The sequence below is a fragment of the Rhodococcus sp. USK13 genome (assembly GCF_018343855.1).
GTDB lineage: Bacteria > Actinomycetota > Actinomycetes > Mycobacteriales > Mycobacteriaceae > Rhodococcus_F > Rhodococcus_F oxybenzonivorans.
In genome coordinates this window covers 230,498-251,930 of sequence record NZ_CP069242.1, presented here as the reverse complement: position 1 = coordinate 251,930, position 21,433 = coordinate 230,498, and the positions used below count along the sequence as shown (strand labels likewise).

Genomic DNA, 21,433 nt, shown 5'->3' with positions numbered 1-21,433 from the left:
TGATCCGCGCCGATCAAGGCCGATGTCACACAGTCTGATTCGATTGCTGTGACATCGGTTCGGCGCCACCGCCGAACTCCGCGGGAAGTCCCGTCGACTGCCGAGTGTGCCCGGTGGCGGCGAACACCGAGGGACGCGGACGAGAAGCTGCGAGTGACCGGGCGGCGCGAAGGTCTGCCAGCACCGTCGCCGGTGCCGCCGAAATCTGCTCGGGCGAGTGACTGACCACGACGATGCCCTCCCGCTGCATGCGCGCCCGACGAATGATGGTGGCGTCGTGCAGTTCCGGGGAGAAGTGATACCTCGGCGAGTCGAGCTCCCATGCCAGGGCCACGTCGTCGAGCCACCCCTCCGGGCGGGCGAGCCACTGCCCCGTCGCGGAGAGCACGTCGACGCCCTGCTGCAGTGGCGGAAGGTCACTCGCGGCGTACAACATTCGGGCGTGAACCTCGGCGACGGAGTGCGCGTCTTCGCTCAGCTCCCGCAGTACCGCGCGCGGCACATGGCTTCCGCGGGGGCTGCCCGACGCCAGTTCGCGCGCCAGGTCGTCGACGGTGACGTTGCCGCGCCGGATTCCGTCGGCGAGCAGCGCACGACACCTGTCGGGTAGCAGGGTCCGCCGCGCCGCGTCCAGGAGGCTACGTTCGGGAGGTGCGAGCCGGAGCAGTCCGCGCTGGACCGGGGTGGGCATCCGCCACGTCCGCTCGACCTTCACGTACGCCCAGTCGCGTCGATGGCAGACAGACGGAACGAGCAGCAGCACATCGTTTCTCGACGCCGACCGGTTGTACCCGAGAGCGGTCAGCGCCGCGTGCCCGGACAGCAACGAGTCGGGCCCACCGTACTCGAGCGCCGCCAGGTTCCGTTGCAGCGTCGTCGGCGGTCCGTTGTGCAGCAGGACCACGCCGGGCAGGATGCGCTGCCACGGGCCACGCTCACCACAGCGGGCGGAGATTGTTCCCTTCGCGATGCCCAGCCGTTCCAGCTCGGCCGTCCGCACCACCGCGTCCCGGCTGATCGCGGTGATGGCGGAAAGGTCGTCGGCCCACGTTCCACGTCGCATGGATCAGAGCATGCCGGGCCTGCCGGGGTCACCTCCGGGAAAGTGCAGGTGGCACTGTTGCCCTGTGGATGAACCGGAAGTTGTGGATAACTCGCGCTACGGGCTGTCGTACACCCGCAGGGTGCCGGGCGACCACAGTCCGGACCTGGTGCTGGTGGCGGTGTCGACGGTGGCCGCGGTGGCGTCCGGGTAGTACCGGTCGAAACGCTCGAGCGAGCCCCAGTCCCGACCCCAGTCGTCCCGCATGTAGGTGGGGATGGCGGTGGCGCCTGCCAGCAGTCCGGTGAACCCGAGCGGGCCACCGTTCTCGGCGGACTGCCAGGTGTCGGTGGAGCTGACTGCGAGTGGCCGGTCGGGGAGGATGCGGTAGTTCGGCATCTCCGCGACCCCGTTCTGGTGGTCGAACGGTCGCTGGCACGGGAATTGAAGCCCCACGGCCCAGTCGAGGAGAACCGGCTGCGTGCTGCCGATCGTCGAGTTGAGCGTGTCGAGCGTCGGAACCCGCGGCGGGGTGAACGCGAGCCACTGGTCGCCGGTGAGGTTGGGATCGTTCGCGATGATCCGGACCGCGTCGGTGTCGGGGGCGAGCTCGTCGATGGGGACCCGCAGGTTCCGCCACGACGGCGCGGGCCCGATGTCCTTGGGCAGGTAGGTGCCCTGGATCTGCACGGTGCCGTCGGGCTGACGCTTGCCGTACTCGACGAGGAGGGACTGCCCGTAGGTGGTGGCGCCGGTCGGGTCGACCGACCAGATACGTCCCGCGGCCGACATGACGACGAGCGGGGAGTTCTCGCTGCGCTCGGGAAGGGCGTACCAGCTGGACGACAATGTGGCCGGCTCCTGGACGCCCTCCTGGTAGCTGCCCATGACCGGGGTGGTGCTGGGGTCGAGTCCGAACGGAAGCTTGGCGGTGCTGCCGTTGACGCCGACGCGGCCGGTGCCGCCGCTCGTGCCGGCGCTGCCGCCGGTCTCGAAGCTGGGGCCGACGCTCTGGTTGTCGGTGTTGCCCATGCCCTGTTTGACCTCGACGTAATCGGCGGTGAGGTCGGCGGGCACACCGTTGGGGGAGAAGCCGGTGGGCGCGGCGCCACCGAGTGGATCGGCGGGGTCGGCCAGCGGCGTCGTGGGGTCGGGGATGGGTGCGAGATTGCCGCCGTTGGTGTCCCCTTCGACGAGGACGTCCTCGGCAAGGCCGCACGTCTGACCGGCAACGGAGTCGAAGTTGGATCGTGCCAGCGAGTACGCCGGGTATTGGGACACCGCGCCCTTGAGCAGGGAGACCACCTCGAACAGCACCATGACCCCGGCAATGACGGTGAGCGGTGCGGCAGCGAACTTCCTGATGCGCCTTCCCTTTTCGGTGTTGGGCCGGACGGGCGGCGCAGCGAAACCTTCACGCAGGTACTGCCAGGCGGCGAGGGCCACCGCGAGTCCGAAGAGGACGAGGAAGAGGGTGTTCGACTCGCGGCCACCCAGCGACACCGTCTTGTCGAACCACGGCACCCCGAAGCTCGACACATACCAGTACCCGTTGATGCCGGCGAAGGTCAGCGCGAGCATCAACAGCAGTCCGGCGAGGAAGATGGTGCGGTTGCGACGCGACCGCAGCGCGGACGCCGACACCGCCACGGCGGTGAGCGCCGCGAGGGAACCGGCGATGCCCGCGTACGCCCCGAAGTGGTGGGTCCACTTGGTGGGGTTGAACATCATGAAGAAGATCGTTCCGAACACCACTCCGAGCAGGCGCCACGACGGTCCGGTGGCGGCACCAGGAATTCTCCTGCGCCGCAACAGAATGAACAATGTGGTGAGCAGGCACAGGATCATGGTGAGGAACGCGAACCGGCGAGCGACGGATCCGTCGACGGTCGGCACGAACAGGTAGTAGTAGCGCAGGAAGTCCTTGTACCACTCGAGGTTGGGGCCGATCAGAGTGCGGACCCGGGTGGCTTCGAGGACGGCCGCCAGGGTCTGATCGGCGAACACCACGACCAGGACGATGGTGCCGGCGGCGGCGATCGGCGCCAGCAACGGCAGCGTCCCCACCTGACGGTGCCGTTTGACGATGATGCGGACCAGCGGCCGGGTGCCGGCGAGGAGGGCGGCCACACACATCAGGCCGGTCGGGGCGGCCGCGAGTGTGAAGGCACCGATGAGCACGGCAACGGCTGCGGGCAGGAGCCGCCCGGTCGCGATCGCACGCTCGATGGAGCACCAGGTGAGCAGCGCGCCGAGGGCGACGATGGGCTCGGGACGCAGGCCGTTGTTGTAGGGCAGCCAGAACGCGAGGAAGACGAGACCCCCGGTCCACAGTGCCACCTTGTTGCGGCGCACGGAGCGGCCGAGGCGGGGAGCAACCTCGCGGCTGATCACCAGCCAGCAGAGAATTCCGGCGATCAGGGCGGGCAGGCGGATGAAGGGGCTGGCCGTCGAGATCTTCGCCATCGCGGCCAGGACGTCGTAATACCAGCCGAACGGCGCCTCGGGGACACCGAACCAGCGGAAATAGTTGGCCATGTATCCGGCGTGGTCGGACACCCGCGCCATGGTGAGCAGATATCCGTCGTCCGACGTGTTGGCACCGATGAAGTGCCAGACGACGAGGGTGCCGACGACGAGGGTGTCGAGGCCGGTGAACTTCCACCAATGCGACGGGAAGAAGTTGCGGTGCCCCCGTCCGTCCGTGCCGTCGAGTCTGCCGAGGGCGACCATGGCGATCGCGGTGGTGAGGAGGGCCACGATCATGGCGACGAGCTTGATGAGCGTGGGGCTCGACGAGAACCGCGAATCGACGTCCATCGTGAACGAGAGGCCGGCCGGGGCCGCGCCGTTCGGGAGATCACTGAAGACCCCGACCACCTGCGGCCGCAGGTCGCCGGTCAGCTGACCGGCGATGGGAACCCCGGTGGATGTGCGGAGGCCGACGAACTCAGCCGAGGTGGTGTCGATGTCGGACGTGATGCGGATCTCGGAGCAGGTGCCCGACTGCACCTGTTCGCGCGGTGCCGTCGCGATGGTGACGTTGCGGTCGAGGACGTCGACGGACTTGTCCGACACGCGCACGAACATCGCGTTCAACGCGGCGCCGTCACCCTGCGCGGGTGCGGTCGAGAGCAGGATGCCGCCCCGCTCGGGCAGCTCCGCGACCGCGGAGCACGGGATCGTGGCCGACAGGGCGACCGGCACCTGCGACATCAGCGGTGCCTCGAGGTCGCTGACCTGGCCGTTCTCCGGCCAGTTGACCGTTGCGGTGCTCTGCTCCACGGGCATGAACGGGGTGGCCAACGCCAGCACCAACCCGATGAGGCCGGTGACGACGGCGACCAGACGAGCGGTCCGGTACTCGTCCCGTCGGTCCTGCCGGGCAGGCGGCGGGGGAGCTGCGGGTTCGGACACAGGGATTGTCACGGCGTCGGGCACGGTTGTCGATGGTATGTCAGGAACCTGAGGAGTCATATCGGCGGTTCCCTACGCCAAGGAAGAACTTACCCGTCGGTAACGAGTGTGCAAACTAGTAGCGAACGGGTCCTGCCGACCAGGTGCCGGACCTGGTGACCTCTTCCGTGTCCACCTGCGCAGGGGTCGTGGCAGCATCGCGCGGCGTGAACCGCTCGAGAGAGCCCCAGTCGCGGTCCCAGTCGTTCGACAGGTAGGTCGCGAGGGTGCTCGCCGACAGGAGCTGGTCGGTCCACCCCAGCGGGCCACCGCCGATCCTGTCCTGCCAGGCGTTCGTGGACTCGGCGCCGATGCGGTCGGGCAGAACCCGCCACTGCGGCACCTCAGCGACGCCGTACCGGTGGTCGAAGGGGCGCTGGCAGGGGAATGCGAGCCCGACCGCCCAGTCCAGCAGCACCGGATCGGTCGATCCGACCACCGTCTGCAGTGTCTGCATCTTCGGCACCCGCGGTGGAGTGACGGCGAGCCACTGGCCGGGGTCGGTGTCCGGGTCCTCGGCGACGAGCCGGACGGCATTCGCGTCGGCAGGCAGCGACTCGAGCGGCACACGCAGGTTTCGCCAGGACGGCGACGGTCCGATGTCGATCGGATCGATGCTGCCCAGTGTGGTGACGGACCCGTCGGGGCCGGTGGAGCCGTACTCCACCTTCAGGATCTGTCCGGGCGTGACGACACCGTCGGCATCGACCGACCGGATGCGACCGGCAGCGGACAGGGTCACGATCGGGGCGTCGTCGGTGCGCTCGGGAAGGCCGTACCACCCCGTCGTCAGGGCGGCGGGCTGCTGTTCGCCGGTCTGGAAGCTACCGAGGACGGGCGTGCGGGCGGGGTCGAGTCCGAACGGCAGCGTGACGGTGCTCCCGTTGACGCCGGCGGTGGCCTCGGTGCCGCCGCCGGTACCGGAACTCGTGCCGGTGGTCGTCTCATCGGTGTCGGAGTCGACGGTGTTGGCCCCACCCTTGCTGATCTTCTCGGAGTCGGCGGTGAGGTCGCGGGCGATGCCGTTGGCCGTGAAGCCGTCGGCGGTGGTGGCAGCGAAGGCGCCGGCTCCGTCCGGGTCGGTGATCGGGGCCAGCGGACGCAGCAGTGCCGCGTTGGGGTCGGTCTCCACGAGTACCTCGTCGGCGAGGGCGCAGGTGCCGCCGGTCATCGACTCGATGTTCGCCTTCCCGATGGAGTAGCCGGGGTACTGGGCGACCACTCCCTTCAGCAGCGACAACACCTCGAACAGGACTACGGCGCCGGCGGCGATGGTCAGCGGTGACGGAGCCAGTACGCGCGCACGTTTCCCGTCGGGCTCGGTGTCTTTCCTGTAGGGCTCTCGGACGTGGTACCAGGCGGCGAGGAGCAACGCGAGCACGGTGAGACCGAGGAACAGGGTGGAGAAACCCTTCCCGGCCAGCATCGGCGGCTTGTCCCACCATGGGACTCCGTAGCTCGAGACGTACCACCAGCCGTTGGATCCGGTGAAGGCGACGGCGAGGATGAAGAGGATGCCCGCGGCGAACAGGGTGCGGTTGCGTTTGGAGCGGATGCTTCGGGCCCCGACGCCGACCGCGGCGAGCACGGCCACCGATCCGGCCAGCCCCGCGTACACGCCGAAGTGGTGGGTCCACTTGGTCGGCGTGAACATCATGAGCAGGAGCGATGCGAAGACGATGCCGAGAATGCGGCGTGACGGGCCGATCGCCGTGCCCGGCACCTTGCCCTTGCGTAGGATGAGCATCACGCAGAGGACGACGCAGAGCAGCATGACGAACACACCGAATCGGCGTGCGAGCGAGCCGTCGGGGGAGATGCCGAGCAGCGCGTCCCAGCGCACCCGTTCGTCGAACCAGGCAACGTTGGGCCCCACGGCTGTCCGCACGCGGGTCGACTCGAGCACGGTCGCCAGCGTCTGATCGGCGAAAACCGCCACGAGCACAACGGTGCCCGCAGCGAGGACGGGCAAGATCTGCGACGCGAACCCCACGCGGTGACCCCGCGCGATGACGATGCGGAGGATGGGCCTCGCACCCGCGATGAGCGCGGCGATGCAGATCAGACCCGACGGACCCGCGGCGAGGGAGAAGGCTGCGATCAGCACGGCCACCGCGCCGGGAAGCAGTCGTCCGGTCGCGATGGCGCGTTCGATGGAACACCAGGTGAGCAGGGCGCCGAGCGCGATCACCGGTTCGGGGCGCAGGCCGTTGTCGTAGGGCAGCCAGAACGCGAGGAAGACCAGCCCACCCGTCCAGAGGGCAGTCCTGTTGCGCCGCACCGCGACACCGAGGCGGGGAATGACTTCCCGGCTGATCACCATCCAGCAGAGCAACGCCGCGAGCAGAGTGGGGAGTCGCATCCACATGCTCGCCGTGCTCACCTTGACGAGGGCCGCGAGGAGCTCGTACGACCAGCCGAACGGTGCTTCCGGCACCCCGAACCAGCGGAAGTAGTTGGCCATGTAGCCCGACTGCTCGGACACCCGGGCCATCCCCAGCAGGTAACCGTCGTCGGACGTATTGGCTCCGATCACGTGCCACAGCAGCAACGTCCCGATCACCACGGCATCGACACCGGTGAATTTCCACCAGTGGGCAGGCAGGAAGCGGCGGGCGCGCCTGCCGTCGATGCCGTCCACCCGGTGCAGCGCGTACAGCGACGACAGGGTCGCGAGGACGCACACGATCATCGCGAGAAGTTTCAGCAGAGTCGGGCTCGACGAGAACCGGGAGTCGAGGTCGACGTGTACGTTCAAGCCGTCCGGGATGCTGCCGCGCAGATCGGTGAAGATACCGACCATCTGCGGGCGGGCGTCGCCCTCGACGGACCCTGCAACGGGATCCGCGGTACCCGTCACCTCGGCGGACGTGCGCTGGTGGTCGGAGGTGACTTCGATCCTGTCGCAACCCCGCACGTCGGCGTCGGTCGCGGAGATCAGCGTGTTGCCCCGCGCGACGACCTCCACCGTGCCGTCGGCGGCCGCCCGCACCACCAGCCCGGCCGACTCGGAGTCGGGTGCGCCGTTCGGCAGCGTCGAGACCAGGGTGCCGCCACCCTCGCCGAGTTGTGTCACAGCCGAACACGGCACGGAGACCTGCATGTTCAGCGGCGCGTAGGACACCAGAGGGGCGTCGACGCTACTGAGAGCACCGTTCTGTGGCCAGTCGATCGAGGCGGCGTCCTGCTCGACCGGCAGCAACGGGATGGCGAGTGCCAGTACGAAACCGAGCAGGCCGGTGACGATCGCGATGAGCCGGGAAGTGCGGATGCTTCGAATGTCGGGCAGCGGCCGCCGCTCCGACGGCGAACGTGTGGGCTTCTCTGCTACTTCGGACGGCACACGACGATGGTAGGCGGTGACTCCCCGTGGGTGCTCCGTCACCACGGCGTACGGGCCTCACGTCGTGTGGTGCACCGGAGGTCCGCTTCCGAGGCGGCCGACCGGCCTCAGGACGCGGCCATGCCTCCGGTTACCGAAGGGGTGAGGGAATCGGCCACCTTGTCGAGCGACAGGCCGAGGACCCGGGCCACTGCTGCGATGGTGAAGAATGCGGGAGTGGCGATACGTCCGGTCTCGATCTTGCGCAGCGTTTCGACCGAAATGCCTGCGTCGAGCGCGACGGTGACCATGCTTCTGTCTCCCCGGGTGGCGCGCAGCAGCTCGCCCAGTCTCTGCCCGCGTTCGAGTTCTTCGGCTGTCAACGGCACACGCACCATGTGCCATATAGTAATACCGGTATAAAAATTGCACACAGGTAAGGGTGGGTCGTGGTCGAGCTGAAGACGGCAGCCGAGGTGCAGGCGATGCGCGCGGCGGGGCAGGTGGTCGCTGCGGCACTGGCTGCGGTACGGAAATCGGCCGCGGTCGGGGTGAGCCTGCTCGACCTCGACGCCCTGGCCACCGACCTGATCGTCGGGGCGGGAGCGGTGCCGCTGTTTCGCGACTACCACCCGAGCTGGGCGCCCTCTCCCTTCCCTGGATCTCTGTGCGCGAGTGTGAATGATGCTGTCGTGCACGGAATACCGGGCCCGTATCGACTCCGCGACGGTGATCTGATCAGCGTCGACTGCGGGGCGCGGCTGGACGGATGGTGTGGTGACGCCGCGATCAGTTTCGTCGTGGGCACGGCGGACCTGGCGGACATCGCACTTGTCGCGGCCACCGAAGCGGCACTGGCTCATGGGATTGCGGCTGCGCGTCCCGGAAACCGGTTGGGTGACATCGGTGCGGCCATCGGACTGTATGCGCGCGGCGCCGGTTACGGAATGCTCGCCGATCACGGTGGGCACGGCATCGGCAGGCGTATGCACGAGGATCCACACGTGCCCAACGAGGGTCGCGCGGGCAAGGGTCTGCTGTTGCGGCCCGGAATGGTTCTCGCGATCGAACCGATGCTCATCGCGGACGGCAGTGACGACTACCGCTGCGACGCCGACGGATGGACGCTGCGCACCGTGACGGGAGCCCGCGCCGCACACAGCGAACACACGGTGGCGATCCGCGAAGACGGACCGGAAGTGCTGACCCGCTAACCGCTTTCCCGCGTCAGGGCGCGGACGTCCCACACCCAGACGCCGTCCACAGGCGTCGCCGGCTCGCCGATGAGCAGGCGGACCGTCTCACGCAGAACGCGATCGTTGTGGGTATGTGGGAGCACCAGGACGTCGGCGTTCCAGAAGCGCAGATCCGCCAGCGCCTGGGTCCGCGTCTGCTCGTCGATGTCGGGCACCTTGCCGGACTTCTGCGCCGACGTCAGCAGCAGTGCGGTCGGGCGATCGTCCGGCCCGTACTTACCCTTCGCGTCACTGCCGGCCGGGCCGACGAAGTACCCCCCGGCGATGGGGAAGGCGAGGTCCTGCTCGGTCTGCCAGCGCAGCATCCGCGCATTCTCCGGTGACGGGAGCGGCACGGTCACCACCGATCCGTCGGTGACGTACTGCTTCCAGGTCCCTTCGGCGAAGAAGTCGGGGGCGGTGTCCCGTTGTACGACGGCAAGGGGTGTGGGCGCCAATGGAAGCAGGGCGACGGCGAGCCAGCCGATCCACAGCAGGGTTATGGTTCGCTCCCCGGCCCGAGCGGACGCGAGGGCGCGGTCGGTGCCGAGTGCGAGGAGGAGCGCCGCCGCCGGGAGGCAGCCCATGGCGAAGCGTGACTCCAGAACGGATTCGAGGAGGGGAAGATGCGATACGTACTTCCAGGGGAGTGGGATGCCCGTATCGGTTCCGCCGATGGTGAGGGTGGATCCGAGCGACAGGACGCCCATCGCCGCAACGGTCACGGTGGCTGCGCGCGCGAGCGGCATCCGCCACAACCACAATCCCGACAGCGTGAGAAGAATCAGGAGCGGCCAGCCGAAGTAGGCGTTCTCCTCGGTGGAGTTCATGCTGAACTCGGCTGTTCCCGGGGCTCCTGCCAGTGAGGAAGTGGGGAAACCGGTGAACGCCTCCGTGTCGTTGCCCACCGGACCGTGCTCGAGTGCGCGGTAACTGTCCGGCCCGAAGAACTGCCACCACAGGGGCAGGGCGGCGATGGACAGGGCGACGCCGCCTGCGATGGCGAACCCCTTGCCGCCCCTGCGTACCGACGCCACAGCGGCGCGGGGACGGGTCGCGGCGAACGCGAGCCCGAACACCGTGAAGGCCAGCGCATAGATCAGAAGTGGTTCTTCACCCAGGAAGATCTGGTACGCGATCAGCAGGCCGAGCACGACACCGTCCCGCACCGGACGTCGTCCGCTGCCGAGCCGGATCACGCCGAGCGCGATGAAAGGAAGGAGGAACAGGGCGACGAAGTTGGGGTGCCCGTTGCTGTGCGAGATGAGGGCGGGGGCGAATCCGCACACGACGCCGCCGACGGCCGCTGCGAACCGCGAGGCGACGACGTGGCGGGAGAACAGCCAGTACCAGGCGATGGCCGTGCCGGACAGCCCCAGCGTGAGCGCGAGGGTGAACGTGACACCGGGGCCGAACAACAGGGTGACGGGCGCCAGGGGGATGCTGATACCGAACATCGCCGTGTTGCCCATGAGGTTCACGCCGAGGGGATAGTTCTGGAGGTCGCTCGACAGCGGATTCTCCAGGTGCACCACCGAGTGCGCGGCAACGGCGAAGAACCATTCCCACATGGTCTGGTCCTGGCCACTGCGGACGAGGTAGCCGGTCCCGAGATGTTTCCATTGTCGAACCAGCACGAACACAGCCAGGCCGACGAAGAATGCCACCGCAGCGACATCGGCGGGGTGGGGGCGAATTCGGGAGCGTGCGGGGCCGGGGGTCTCGGTGGGGGTGCTCAGGGACCGCTGCGTCGTTCCGACGTCGGTGAGTATCTCAGTCACGCAGGCGCGCCTCCGAATATCCGGGTCGATGTCGATCGACCGAGGGTACCGGAGGGTCTGATGGGGTACTCGTGGCGTGACGGCAGAAGTGTTGCCCATGTCACAGGAAGTTCATTTGTGAACTTCTGATCAATACGGGGATATTGTTCGCTTCCTGTGGTTACGCTCAGCTTGCTTTTTCGTATCGGTTGCAGTGCACTCTGAATGGGGTCGGCATGACGGACATCACCACATCTCGGTATGGATACAAACGGTTCACGCGCGCAGTGGCTGTTGCAGGAATTGCTGTGCTCGGCATGGTCATGGGCAATGGGACTGCCTCGGCAGGGGTCGACAATTCCAGCTCCGTCGTCGACGCCGGTGGCAATCGCATCGAAGTCCTCCAGGGAGATACCTCCTATCACACGGTTCCCCCGCTCGACGGCGTTCCGACGTCGGTCGAGTTCTTTCACGACGGGTACGCCGCGGTGAACATCACCGGGCCGAACGCCGCGGAGTTCGAAGACACGCAGCTCACCCTCGGCTATCAGATCGGCTACCCGGTGGCGCTCGCCGGTGCGACGATCGTCCTCAACACGCCCAACCTCGACTGGTTCATCGAATCGAACAACGGAATCGATCTCGGGCTGGTTCCCGAACTGGAACTCGGACTGAATGCCGGTACGGCCGCCGGTATCGGTGGCTCCATCATCCCGTCGCAGGAACTCGACATCGACCTCGAGCCGGGCGGTATCACCACCGTCCCGTTCCTCGAAGGCCAGGAGTTCGACGGACCTTCCGCTCTGGTGCGGATGCAGGGTATGCACGGGTTCATCTCCGGTGCGATCGGTCCGGTCACCATCCGGCCGTACGCGATGGCCGTCACGGCGAACGGTGACTCGGTGATGACCTACGGTGTGCCGCAAAAGCTCAACTAGGCAGCACGCTCGATCGAGTGACTGTGGGAGGCCGCCGGACCGACGTCCGGCGGCCTCTGCCGTGTGGTCTGGACGACGACACCACTGGTAATCCACAACGACACCCCGATCAGTGCGATGACGAACAGCGCCCAGTGCCCCACGTAGACACCCACGATCGCCCCGATTGTCAATGCGAGTCCGGCGTGCACCGCTACCTCACCACCCCCGGTGCCGAGCACATGATCTTCGGGACCGGAGAGGTCGCGCGGCGGCCTTCCTGCATCGGGCATGACCGCTCCTCGCCGCAACCTGCATTCCCCTCGAAGGGCGGATGGTTCCGCTCCTGGACTGGGTGCGGGGTTCCCTCGCTCGAGCCGGGATAAACGCGGACCGACCGATCAGTTTCGTGTGACCACCACGAAAGGTCCGGTTTCGGACACCGTGAATCGGGGGTCGTCGAACAGTTCCTTCGGGAACGTCACCGTGTAGCGGCGAACGTTCGGATCGTTGGGGTAGACGTCCTCCGCGAGGCGCAAGGTGTACCCGTCGGGGCCCTGGCGGAAAACGAAGGCGTCGGGTGCGCGCCACGGTGATGCGTCGAGGGCCGATACCAATTGGTCGGGCGTGTCGAGTTCACTCCAGTCGGCGATGGTCTGTGCTCGACCGGCGAAGTCGGCCAACGGGTTCGAATAGTGGGACGTCAGTGCCTGGAACCCGAGATACGGGTAGAAGCTGAGGAAGGTGGTGTCGGCGGTCAGGACCACTGTGTCATCACGTTCGCGCGGGATCTGGTCCTGCACGAGTTCGTCCACCGCTGCGAAATGCGCGGCCGCACCGGGCGGACGTTTGTCGGCGCGCTCCCCGTTGCCGTCGGTGTCGGTGTAGGCGACGGCGATGTCGGAATCGAGGTGCCGGGGAATGTTCTGGACGAAGGAGAGCCCGCCCAGCACGCCGATCACCAGAATTGCGCCACGAACTCGGGGATTGTCGCTGGTGGCCAGCAGGAGCCAGCCGGCGAACTCGACGAATCCGAACACACCTGCCGCACCGAGCAGGACGATCAACACCGGCTCGAGCCGGAAGGACAGGAGGGTGTTGCCGAGAGCGGCGAGAGCCATCGACATCATCGACCACACGTAGATGGCCACCACCCCGACCCCGAGCGCCTGCGCGCGACGCGACGTGGTTGCCCGGCCGACCAGCCAGATGGTCCCGAGTAGGCACAGGGCGCCCGTCAACGAGAAGTGGATCATCGGCAGGGGGAGACGCGCACCCGCTTCGGGCAGGTAGTGCAGCGCAGTTCCCGATGCGGCAGGCGAGCCGTGGATCACTTCGAGGAGATACGGACCCCAGACCAGGAGGGCAATGAGCCCGGACACCACCGCCGCCACGGCCAACCGGAGAAGCGGGTCGAGCGCCCCCCGCCACGTCTTCTGCGATCGCATTCGGAGTGCGGCGGCGAGCACTGCGAGCAGAGTCACCGCGAAGGCGGCCAGGCCGAGGTAGAGCGTGTAAAAGGTTGCGGCGAGACCGAGGAAGAGTCCGGTGCCGATCACCGCGCCCCAGCCGCCGCGCCCGGACGCCCGATGCAGCCCACCCCAAGCCAGAACGAGGGCGGGCCCGATCAGGAGTGCGATGATCGCCCCGTAGGGCTCGGGAGAACCGTATGCCACGACCAGCGCTGCGGTCGCGAGTGAGACGACGATCGCCAGGTCGTGCCGGATCAGGTTGCTCCACAACACGAGTGCTACCACGGCAGCCACGGCCAGCGACCCGATGGCGTAGGGCTTGAACGCTTCCCAGCCGTCCATCCCGAGGAGGTCGGCGACCCGTCCACCGACCCAGAACCACCCCGCCGGGTAGTACGGCGGCAGGTCCGCGTACGTCATGTCGCGCAACGCGGGGGAGTCGGTGAGCCGTGTCAGGTACTCGGTGCGGAATTCCTGATCGACGGAGACGCCGTGGAGGTACAGCCGGGTTGCGGCGAGCGGGAGGCCGAGCGTCACCGTCACGAACCCGGACAGGCTCGCCCACGACAGCAGCCTCGCGAACCGCACTGCCCGGTGGCGCCGCACGAGCAGCACCGACACGGCGATACCGGCGACGGCCAGCACCTGACCGACGGTGGTGACAGCCTGCGTCACATTGGACGAACTGAAGGCCGGCCACTGCACTCGCGCGAACGCGACGAGTCCGACCGCCGCGACCACTGCGGCGACGACCGCCGCCGAAAACATCTCGGCGGCGGTCGACAGTGCCCGACGGGCGGGGGCTACGCGTGCTTCCGTCACGAGGGCGAAGCTTAGATGGGCAGCTTCTTGAAGATGGGGCGCGGGATGTGCCGCAGGATCATCATCACGTACCGGAAGGCGCCCGGCGCCCAGACCAGCTCCTTGCCCTTCTCCGCCGACGCGACGGCCAGCTTGGCCACGTCTTCTTTGTTCACGGTGAGCGGGGCTTCCTTCACATCCGCGGACATCCGGGTGCGGACCTGACCGGGACGGATCACGAGGACGCGGGGCCCGAACTCGCGCAGTGCCTCACCGAGGCCCAGGTAGAAGCCGTCGAGTCCGGCCTTGGTGGAGCCGTACACGAAGTTCGACCGGCGTACACGCTCGCCTGCGGCGGACGACATGGCGATGATCTGGCCGTAGCCCTGCGCCTTCATCTTCTCGCCGACCAGCACGCCCACCGACACCGCTGCCGTGTAGTTGACCTCGGCGATCTGGACGGCCTTGCGCTGGTTCTGCCACAGTTCCTCGGCGTCACCGAGCAGGCCGAACGCGACGATGGCGACGTCGACGTCCCCCTTCGCCCAGGCTTCGTCGATGACCTTCGGGTGGCTCTCGGTGTCGACGGCGTCGAAGTCGATGACGTCGACGGCGTTCGCCCCGGCAGCCGTCAGCTGCGCCACTGCGGCGTCCCGGCCGGGGTCGCCGGGCAGAGCGGCGAGGATCACCCGCATCGGAGCCTTCTTCAGGTACTCCTCGCAGATGGCGAGGCCGATCTCGGAGGTGCCACCGAGGAGCAGGAGGGTTTGCGGGTTCCCGACGGCGTTGATCACAGTTCCAACCTTCTGGACATATCGGAGGCGAAGACATTGGTGGGGTCGTACTTGCGGCGGGTGGCGATCCACTCGTCGATCCGCGGGTACATGGAGTGGAAGGTCTCGGCGGTGGTCCGCGAATCCTTGGCGGTGTAGAGGCGTCCGCCGAACTTCAGCACGCGCTTGTCGAGTTCGGTGACGAACTCGTTCAGGCCCGGCTTGATCCGGAAGTCGACGCAGATGTTCCAACCGGGGATCGGGAAACTCAGCGGCGCCTGGTTGCCCTCACCGAACAGCTTGAACACGTTGAGGAACGAGTGATGTCCCGACTTCTGGATGTCGCGGATGATCGCCTTGAACTCGTCGACTGCCTCCGGCGGCACCACGAACTGGTACTGCAGGAAGCCGTTGGAACCGTACGCACGGTTCCACTCCCCGAACATGTCGAGCGGGTGATAGAACTGCGTCAAGTTCTGCACCTTGCCGCGGTATGTCCCGGACTTACGGAACCACAGCTCGCCGATCAGCGAGAAGTTGAACTTGTTGGCCAGCCCGTTCGGGAAGATATCCGGGAACGTCATCAACTGCGGTGCGTCGAACGCCAGCGGATTCTTCTGCAGCTTCTCCGGCAGCTGGTCGAGCTTGGCCAGGGAACCGCGGGAAATTGCGGCGCGGCCGAGCTTCGGCGGCGCCGCGATGGCGTCGAACCACGCGCTCGAGTACTCGTAGTTCGCCTCGCTGCCGTCGCTGTGCAGGGCGATCGTCTCGTCGAGGCTGCCCGTGACGTCGCCGTCGGCGATGAAGTACGCCGTCTCGGTCGGCGTCATCTTGATGGTCGCCCGGAGAATGATGCCCGTCAGGCCCATGCCGCCGATCGTCGCCCAGAACAGCGCGCCCTTGGGGTCGTTGCGGCCGCCCTTCGGCGTGAGCTTGCGCACCTGGCCGTCGGCGGTGAGCAGATCCAGCGAGACGACGTGGTTGCCGAAGCTGCCCGCGCTGTGGTGGTTCTTCCCGTGGATGTCGGAGCCGATGGCGCCGCCGATGGTGACCTGGCGGGTGCCGGGCAGCACCGGGACCCACAGGCCGAACGGCAGGGCGGCCTTCATCAGCTGGTCCAGATTGACGCCGGCATCGACGTCCACCAGATGGGTCTCGCGGTCGATGCGGTGAATGCGGTTCAGCGCATTCATGTCGATGACCAGGCCGCCGGCATTCTGCGCGGGGTCGCCGTACGAGCGGCCGAGGCCGCGGGCGATCACCCCGCGCTGCAGGTGAGAGGGCTTCGACTCGTTCTTCTCCGCGACCTGGGCGACCGCTCGAGCGATCACTTCGACATCGGGAGTGGACAGCACCTGCGCCGTGGTGGGCGCGGTGCGTCCCCAGCCGGTGAGGGTGCGGGTCTGTGTGGGGAGCGCCTGGGTGGGCGTCTCTTCTGCTGTCGTGGACATCGAGATAGAGGCTACCTGGCGGTAGGACCCACCGGCCCTGTGCGTACTTATCAACAGTGGGGGGTTAACAAGTACGCACAGGTGGTTACTCTCGTCGTCGTGTCAGAAACCCAGCCGAGTCACGAGCACGAACATCACGTTCCCCTCCCGGTCGAGATTCCCGTCACCGAGAACATCGCGGACGACGCACTGGACCTGAAGACGCAGATCGTGCGGTTCGTCCTGACCGGCGGGTTGTCGGCGATCGTCGACTTCGGCCTGTACTGGCTGCTCCTCGAACTGGTGGGACTGCCCGTCAACGTGGCCAAGTCGATCAGCTTCATCGCCGGCACGACCACGGCGTATCTGATCAACCGCCGGTGGACGTTCAAAGCGGAACCGAGCCGGGCCCGTTTCGTCGCGGTCGTGATCCTCTACGCGGTGACCTTCGCGGTGCAGGTGGGTCTCAACTGGGTCATGTACCAGGCATTCCCCGACGAATGGTGGCGCTTGCCGGTGGCATTCGTCATCGCGCAGGGGACGGCAACGGTCATCAACTTCGTCGTCCAGCGCGCGGTGATCTTCAAGATCGGCTGACCCTCCGGCCTCGAGACAGTTCTTGCGGTGCTTTCGTCGTGATCGAGCCTGCGGTGCTTTCGTCGTGATCGAGATTGCATAACGACCCGGCGACAGCTGCAGCGCGAGTGAGTTTCTCCTGCACAATCGGGCAATGCTCATCGTTCTCGATACATCGGCGGTCACGCGAGATTCGCGTTTCGAGACTTTCGTGCGCACGGCCGTGAACCGGGGTGTCCGGGTCGCGGTTCCCCGGCTCGTTCTCCTCGAGATCGCCGACCGGTACCAGCGGGAGTCGGCGGCGATGATCGAAGCGCTCACCGTCCAGGCCAGGATGTACGACCGGCTCGGACTGCGGGAGGACCTGTCGCTGTTCGTCGATGTGGCCCGGGCGAAGGCCGGTGGGTACGTGGTCGCCCTCGCCCGCGAATTGGAGAAGATCGGCGTCGAGGTGGTCGAGCCGGTGGGGTGCTCGCACGTGGAGATTGCCCAGCGCGCCGTCCAGCGCCGGCGCCCCTACCGGGAGAAGAAGAGGTACGACGGCTACGCGGCGACGGTGAACTGGCTGACGGTTCTCGATCTGGCCGATCGTCACCCGGACGGTGTCGTGTGGGTCAGTGCCAACACCCGATCCTTCGGGGGCGGTGAACCCCCGGTATGGCACGACGACATCGCAGCCGAACTACGGGAACGCCGACTGGACGGGCGTGTGTGGTGGGCCACCAGCCTGGCCGACGTGGATCTCCACACCGAGGACCTACCCGGCCCGGAGCCCGAACCGGTCATCCTCGACAGTTCGGTGCCGCGTTCTGCGCCGCCGGCGGAACAGGAGCGGCCGGGGGTACCCGACCCGCCGCCGGTCACCGTGCCGCGCCCACGCGCCGCACCTCAGCGCATTCCGCCGTCCGGGAAGGCAGACAGCGGTGGGCGCCGCGGCTTCGGGAAGATGATCGGGGGTCGCACCCGGCGGGTGAGCATCGTCGAGGAACTCGACGACGTCGATTTCGGCTGATCCGGCTCGCTACCCGCTGGTTACGACTCGATGCCGATGCGCCGATGTGGGACAAACGCGGCGCCGGATACTTCTACCGTGGAGAGACGCCCGTCAACGAAGACGGGCGTAGGCGACGAGGGAGCGGGCATGGAATCTGTGCCGAACGACCGCCACACACCTGCGGAACAGCGGATCGGGAAACCGACGGTGCAGTACCGGCCCGGTGCCCGACTCGCCGGGCCGAGTATTGAATCCCAGCTCCTCTACCAGGCCTGTCGCTGGTTTCTTCGCCCTGTCGTCCGAATGGCCCCGATCAACGAGTCCGCCATCCGCCGGGCGGCACTGCTCGATCTCGCCGCGGGAATGCGGCCCGCGTCCGGCATTCGCCGACAGAAGGTTCGACTGCCCGGTTTCGACGCCGAGGTCGTGCGCGCTCCCGGAGTCTCGCCGGACCTGAGCGAGGGCGTCGTTCTCTACCTTCACGGGGGTGGATTCCTCTGTTGTGGCCTGAACACGCACCGGCCGGTGGTGGCGACCATCGCAAAACTCACCGGACTGCCGGTGATGCACGTGGGCTACCGGCAGTTGCCCGACACGAACATCAGCGGATCGGTCGACGACTGCCTGACGGCGTACAAGTGGCTGCTCGAAAACGGTGCCCGGGCGGACGGGACGGTCTTTGCCGGTGATTCCGCAGGCGGGTTCCTGGTGTTCGCGACCGCGTTGAAAGCCCGTGAGGAGAACGTCGATCTGCCTGCCGGACTCATCGGATTGTCCCCGTTGCTCGATTTGGACTGCGCGGAGAAGTCGGTGCATGTCAACGCGGCGAAGGACGTGTTCGCACCGATCGAGGCGCTGGTCACCATCGGGAAGCTCGGAGCCGAGGTCGACGGCGTGCTCGACCCCGCGTTGTCGCCGGTGAACGGCAATCTGGTGGGAATGCCGCCGTCGTTGCTGATCGCCGCGGAAGGTGAAGTGCTGCGGTCGGATTCGGAGTTGATGGCGCACCGGCTCAGCGCCGCGGGGGTGGCGACCACGTTGCAGATCTGGGACGGGCAGGTGCATGCTTTTCCGGCGTTGTGGCCGGGGCTGCCGGAAAGTCGTGCGGTGCTGCGGAGGATCGCCAGATTCGTGGCCGTCCGTGTCCGGCGTGACGACGGGATGGTGCAGGGCGCCACGGCGTGACGGTCAACGCGGAGGACCCTCGTCGAGGACGATGGTGGCTGCCCGCGACTGCCCGCGGTCGTCGAGCCAGAGCACCGACACTGTGTCGCCGGGGTGTTTCGCGTTCATGCGTTCGCTCAGTTCGGTCGACGAGCGGACGGGTGCTCCATCGAAATCGGTGATGATGCTGCCGATCTCGAGTCCCGCGTCGTCTGCCGGGGTCCCGATGCCGACCCACAGCACTTCGGCGCCCCGCTCGTGGTTCGTGACATTGATGCCGAGAAGTGCTGTGTCACCGACGTGCACGGTGGATGACGTTCTACCGGCACGGACCTGATCGACGACGGCCATCGCGGTGGCGATGGGAACGGCATACGAACGTGGTTGCGCGGGTGGAGGGGTCGACGGATCGGAGTCCGCGTTGCCCGCGGTGTTGACGCCGATCACGGTGGCGGTGGCGTCGACGAGGGGGCCGCCGGAGTCGCCCGGGCGCACCGCGGCGTCCACTTCGATCAGACCGCTCAACCGGTTCCGGGAACCGTCTGTCGAGCTTCTAGCGGTGATCGACTGGCCTACATCGGTGACGAATCCTCTTGCCGCCACAGGATATCCGTTGCCCTCGGCGTTGCCCACGGCTGTGACGGGGTCACCGATCCGGGTGGCAGGGGACGTCGCCAGCGTTGCCGTGGGCAGCGAATCAGCACCCTGCAATTGCAGCACCGCGATGTCGCGCGAGCTGTCGTAGCCCAGGACGTCCACCACATATTCCGCACCGTCGGCGAGGGTGACTGCGCTGATGTCGAATGCACCGTCGATCACATGATGATTGGTGAGAACGACGCCGTCGGGTGTCAGCACGATGCCCGTACCTGCGGTGTCGACGAGTCCCGAATCCGCGACGAGCGTGACGATGACCGGTGCGACGCGTGCCTCGATCTCCTCGGGGGTGAGGACGATCGGCGGAGGTGGGGCGGGGGCGGCGGGCTGAGCCACGCTCACCGTGGGCACGCCCGCCTCCCGAACCGGCGGCGGGTTCAGGAGAACACCGCCGACCACCGCCACCGCCACGGCGACGACCGATGCGGTGCGGGAACTCGGCATGCCCGGCTACCTCCGTCGAGGGGTGCGGCTCACGACTGTTTCAGAGATCCCCAACCGTGCCAGGTGTCGATGTCGATCCACGCGCTCACCCGGGCCCGGTTCCGGACCGGATACGGGTTGCCGGTGCAGTGCCGGGCGATGCGGTCGATGTCGACGAGACTCTCGTCGTCGACCAGCTTGACCACCCGGCCCTGGACGCTGACGTGGGTGATCCAGTCCTGTGGGTCCATCGCAGTGAGGCTCACCCGCGGATCGTGGCGCAGATAGTCGAGCCGCTTGCGACCGGAATCCATGTTGACCAGCACTTTCCCGTCCTCGTAGAGGTACCAGGTGGCCACCGACACGGGCTGCCCGTCCGGTCGGACGGCGGTGATGGTGGCGTAATTGGGCCGCGCGAACATCTCGGCGGCTTCCTGCGGGAGGGGAGGCTTCGGCATGGTGACCTCTCGTCGGGTGCGCTCACGTTCCAGTGCGAAAGATACCCCGACTACCCCGCGCTCACTCGCGGACCGGGAACGGAAGTTCGCCCCCACCAGCGCAGCGCCGCGGATGTCCCGCGCCTAGCGGGTGTCGCGGAAGCGGGGAGTGCGGTCCTCCTTGCGGGCGGCGGTGGCTTCCTCGAAGTTGTCGGTGAGCAGCCGCACGAGGAGTTGCCCGAGACCTTCCTGGTGGATGTGGGACTCCAGCGATGCCGCGTCGAGTCCCGACCACAGGGTGCGCTTGGTCAGCTCCAGGCCCGGCCGGGAGAACGTCGCCATCCGCTCGGCCAGGTCGAAACACGCGCCCAGTAGGTCGTCGGCAGGCACACACCGCGACACCAAGCCGATCCGCTCGGCTTCCTCGGCGTGGACGTCCCGGCCTGACAGCATGATCTCGAAGGCACGGGACGAGCCGATCGCGCGAGGAAGTAGGTAGCTGAGTCCCAACTCGCTGGCGGTGAGCCCGTTGTTGATCCCGGCGGCCCGGAAATAGGCGGTATCCGAGGCGATCCGGACGTCGGACGCGAGCGCGAGGCACAGCCCACCGCCGATGGCGGCACCGTTGACTGCGCTGATCACCGGCTGATGCATGCGGCGAAGCGCAAGTACGACGTTGTCCAGCATCTCCATCGCGCGCAGGGCGACGGTCGGCCGGGTCAGGCCGTCGATGTGCGGCGGGCTGCCCGCGGACGTCTGGTCGGCGCCGGAAGAGAATCCCTTCCCGGCGCCGGTGACCACGACCGCTCGTATCGCGTTGTCGTGGCTGATCCGTTCCAGCGTTTCCCGAAACGGCACCATGACGTCGAACGCCATCGCATTCATGCGTTCCGGGCGATTGAGCGTCACCAGGGCGACGCCCGGCCGTGGATGGTCGACGAGAACGAAGCTCACAGCGTCTCCTAGGCGGGCGA

The 21,433-nt window shown here is 67.3% G+C and carries 17 protein-coding genes; 5 read left to right on the top strand and 12 right to left on the bottom strand.

Annotated elements, in window-relative coordinates:
• Positions 1-25: 25 nt before the first annotated feature.
• The 4 genes from JQT59_RS03960 to JQT59_RS03945 all read right to left on the bottom strand — a co-directional run bounded on the left by JQT59_RS03960 (position 26) and on the right by JQT59_RS03945 (position 8,218).
• Complete coding sequence (locus tag JQT59_RS03960) at positions 26-1,063, bottom strand: hypothetical protein (RefSeq protein ID WP_249354100.1); 1,038 nt, start codon at positions 1,061-1,063, stop codon at positions 26-28.
• Positions 1,064-1,159: 96 nt separating this feature from the next.
• Positions 1,160-4,483, bottom strand: coding sequence for an arabinosyltransferase domain-containing protein (locus JQT59_RS03955; protein ID WP_213574712.1), 3,324 nt, complete (start codon positions 4,481-4,483; stop codon positions 1,160-1,162).
• Between the two features lie 91 nt (positions 4,484-4,574).
• Positions 4,575-7,841 (bottom strand): arabinosyltransferase domain-containing protein, encoded by a 3,267-nt coding sequence (locus JQT59_RS03950; RefSeq protein ID WP_502939778.1) that lies wholly within the window; start codon positions 7,839-7,841, stop codon positions 4,575-4,577.
• 107 nt (positions 7,842-7,948) lie between these two features.
• Complete coding sequence (locus JQT59_RS03945) at positions 7,949-8,218, bottom strand: helix-turn-helix domain-containing protein (protein ID WP_213574710.1); 270 nt, start codon at positions 8,216-8,218, stop codon at positions 7,949-7,951.
• A 51-nt stretch (positions 8,219-8,269) separates the two neighbouring features.
• On the opposite strand from JQT59_RS03945, the gene map reads away from it, so the two are divergent.
• Positions 8,270-9,034: a type I methionyl aminopeptidase gene (map, locus tag JQT59_RS03940; protein ID WP_213574708.1), complete on the top strand. Its 765-nt coding sequence runs from the start codon at positions 8,270-8,272 to the stop codon at positions 9,032-9,034.
• Here map and JQT59_RS03935 read toward each other — a convergent pair.
• Positions 9,031-10,836 (bottom strand): glycosyltransferase family protein, encoded by a 1,806-nt coding sequence (locus JQT59_RS03935; protein ID WP_213574706.1) that lies wholly within the window; start codon positions 10,834-10,836, stop codon positions 9,031-9,033. The genes map and JQT59_RS03935 overlap by 4 nt on opposite strands.
• A gap of 215 nt (positions 10,837-11,051) precedes the next feature.
• Between JQT59_RS03935 and JQT59_RS03930 the strand changes: the two genes are divergently transcribed.
• Positions 11,052-11,753, top strand: coding sequence for an MspA family porin (locus tag JQT59_RS03930; RefSeq protein WP_109326058.1), 702 nt, complete (start codon positions 11,052-11,054; stop codon positions 11,751-11,753).
• Here the strand turns inward: JQT59_RS03930 and JQT59_RS03925 are convergent.
• The 4 genes from JQT59_RS03925 to dprE1 form a co-directional block, all read right to left on the bottom strand.
• The gene (locus JQT59_RS03925) at positions 11,750-12,025 is read right to left on the bottom strand and encodes a hypothetical protein (RefSeq protein WP_213574703.1); all 276 of its coding nucleotides are present in this window, start codon (positions 12,023-12,025) and stop codon (positions 11,750-11,752) included. The two genes, JQT59_RS03930 and JQT59_RS03925, sit on opposite strands and share 4 nt — an antisense overlap.
• A gap of 108 nt (positions 12,026-12,133) precedes the next feature.
• Positions 12,134-13,972 carry a galactan 5-O-arabinofuranosyltransferase gene (locus JQT59_RS03920; RefSeq protein WP_213577408.1) on the bottom strand — a complete coding sequence of 613 codons (1,839 nt, stop codon included), beginning with the start codon at positions 13,970-13,972 and terminating at the stop codon, positions 12,134-12,136.
• Positions 13,973-14,037: 65 nt separating this feature from the next.
• A complete protein-coding gene (dprE2, locus tag JQT59_RS03915) occupies positions 14,038-14,799 on the bottom strand; it encodes a decaprenylphospho-beta-D-erythro-pentofuranosid-2-ulose 2-reductase (RefSeq protein WP_159918813.1) in 762 nt (253 codons plus the stop codon).
• Positions 14,796-16,229, bottom strand: coding sequence for a decaprenylphosphoryl-beta-D-ribose oxidase (gene dprE1, locus JQT59_RS03910; protein WP_213574702.1), 1,434 nt, complete (start codon positions 16,227-16,229; stop codon positions 14,796-14,798). The genes dprE2 and dprE1 overlap by 4 nt, the downstream gene beginning before the upstream one ends.
• 99 nt (positions 16,230-16,328) lie before the next feature.
• Between dprE1 and JQT59_RS03905 the strand changes: the two genes are divergently transcribed.
• From JQT59_RS03905 to JQT59_RS03895, 3 genes are all read left to right on the top strand, one after another.
• Positions 16,329-16,805 carry a GtrA family protein gene (locus JQT59_RS03905; protein WP_283254043.1) on the top strand — a complete coding sequence of 159 codons (477 nt, stop codon included), beginning with the start codon at positions 16,329-16,331 and terminating at the stop codon, positions 16,803-16,805.
• A 133-nt stretch (positions 16,806-16,938) separates the two neighbouring features.
• Complete coding sequence (locus JQT59_RS03900; RefSeq protein WP_213574700.1) at positions 16,939-17,796, top strand: PIN domain-containing protein; 858 nt, start codon at positions 16,939-16,941, stop codon at positions 17,794-17,796.
• Between the two features lie 129 nt (positions 17,797-17,925).
• Positions 17,926-18,963, top strand: coding sequence for an alpha/beta hydrolase (locus JQT59_RS03895; protein WP_213574699.1), 1,038 nt, complete (start codon positions 17,926-17,928; stop codon positions 18,961-18,963).
• Between the two features lie 3 nt (positions 18,964-18,966).
• Here JQT59_RS03895 and JQT59_RS03890 read toward each other — a convergent pair whose 3' ends face one another.
• The 3 genes from JQT59_RS03890 to JQT59_RS03880 all read right to left on the bottom strand — a co-directional run bounded on the left by JQT59_RS03890 (position 18,967) and on the right by JQT59_RS03880 (position 21,413).
• Complete coding sequence (locus JQT59_RS03890) at positions 18,967-20,043, bottom strand: S1C family serine protease (protein ID WP_213574697.1); 1,077 nt, start codon at positions 20,041-20,043, stop codon at positions 18,967-18,969.
• Positions 20,044-20,072: 29 nt separating this feature from the next.
• Positions 20,073-20,480, bottom strand: coding sequence for a pyridoxamine 5'-phosphate oxidase family protein (locus tag JQT59_RS03885; protein WP_213574695.1), 408 nt, complete (start codon positions 20,478-20,480; stop codon positions 20,073-20,075).
• Positions 20,481-20,603: 123 nt separating this feature from the next.
• Positions 20,604-21,413 (bottom strand): enoyl-CoA hydratase, encoded by an 810-nt coding sequence (locus tag JQT59_RS03880; RefSeq protein ID WP_213574693.1) that lies wholly within the window; start codon positions 21,411-21,413, stop codon positions 20,604-20,606.
• Positions 21,414-21,433: the final 20 nt, after the last annotated feature.

What these genes read in the sequence shown, in the direction of transcription:
- JQT59_RS03900 (WP_213574700.1), top strand. Translation starts at nt 16,939, where the DNA reads ATGCTCATCGTTCTCGATACATCGGCGGTCACGCGAGATTCGCGTTTC.
- JQT59_RS03930 (WP_109326058.1), top strand. Translation starts at nt 11,052, where the DNA reads ATGACGGACATCACCACATCTCGGTATGGATACAAACGGTTCACGCGC.
- JQT59_RS03890 (WP_213574697.1), bottom strand. Translation starts at nt 20,043, where the DNA reads ATGCCGAGTTCCCGCACCGCATCGGTCGTCGCCGTGGCGGTGGCGGTG.
- JQT59_RS03960 (WP_249354100.1), bottom strand. Translation starts at nt 1,063, where the DNA reads ATGCGACGTGGAACGTGGGCCGACGACCTTTCCGCCATCACCGCGATC.
- JQT59_RS03925 (WP_213574703.1), bottom strand. Translation starts at nt 12,025, where the DNA reads ATGCCCGATGCAGGAAGGCCGCCGCGCGACCTCTCCGGTCCCGAAGAT.
- JQT59_RS03895 (WP_213574699.1), top strand. Translation starts at nt 17,926, where the DNA reads ATGGAATCTGTGCCGAACGACCGCCACACACCTGCGGAACAGCGGATC.
- JQT59_RS03945 (WP_213574710.1), bottom strand. Translation starts at nt 8,218, where the DNA reads ATGGTGCGTGTGCCGTTGACAGCCGAAGAACTCGAACGCGGGCAGAGA.
- JQT59_RS03885 (WP_213574695.1), bottom strand. Translation starts at nt 20,480, where the DNA reads ATGCCGAAGCCTCCCCTCCCGCAGGAAGCCGCCGAGATGTTCGCGCGG.
- dprE1 (WP_213574702.1), bottom strand. Translation starts at nt 16,229, where the DNA reads ATGTCCACGACAGCAGAAGAGACGCCCACCCAGGCGCTCCCCACACAG.
- JQT59_RS03920 (WP_213577408.1), bottom strand. Translation starts at nt 13,972, where the DNA reads ATGTTTTCGGCGGCGGTCGTCGCCGCAGTGGTCGCGGCGGTCGGACTC.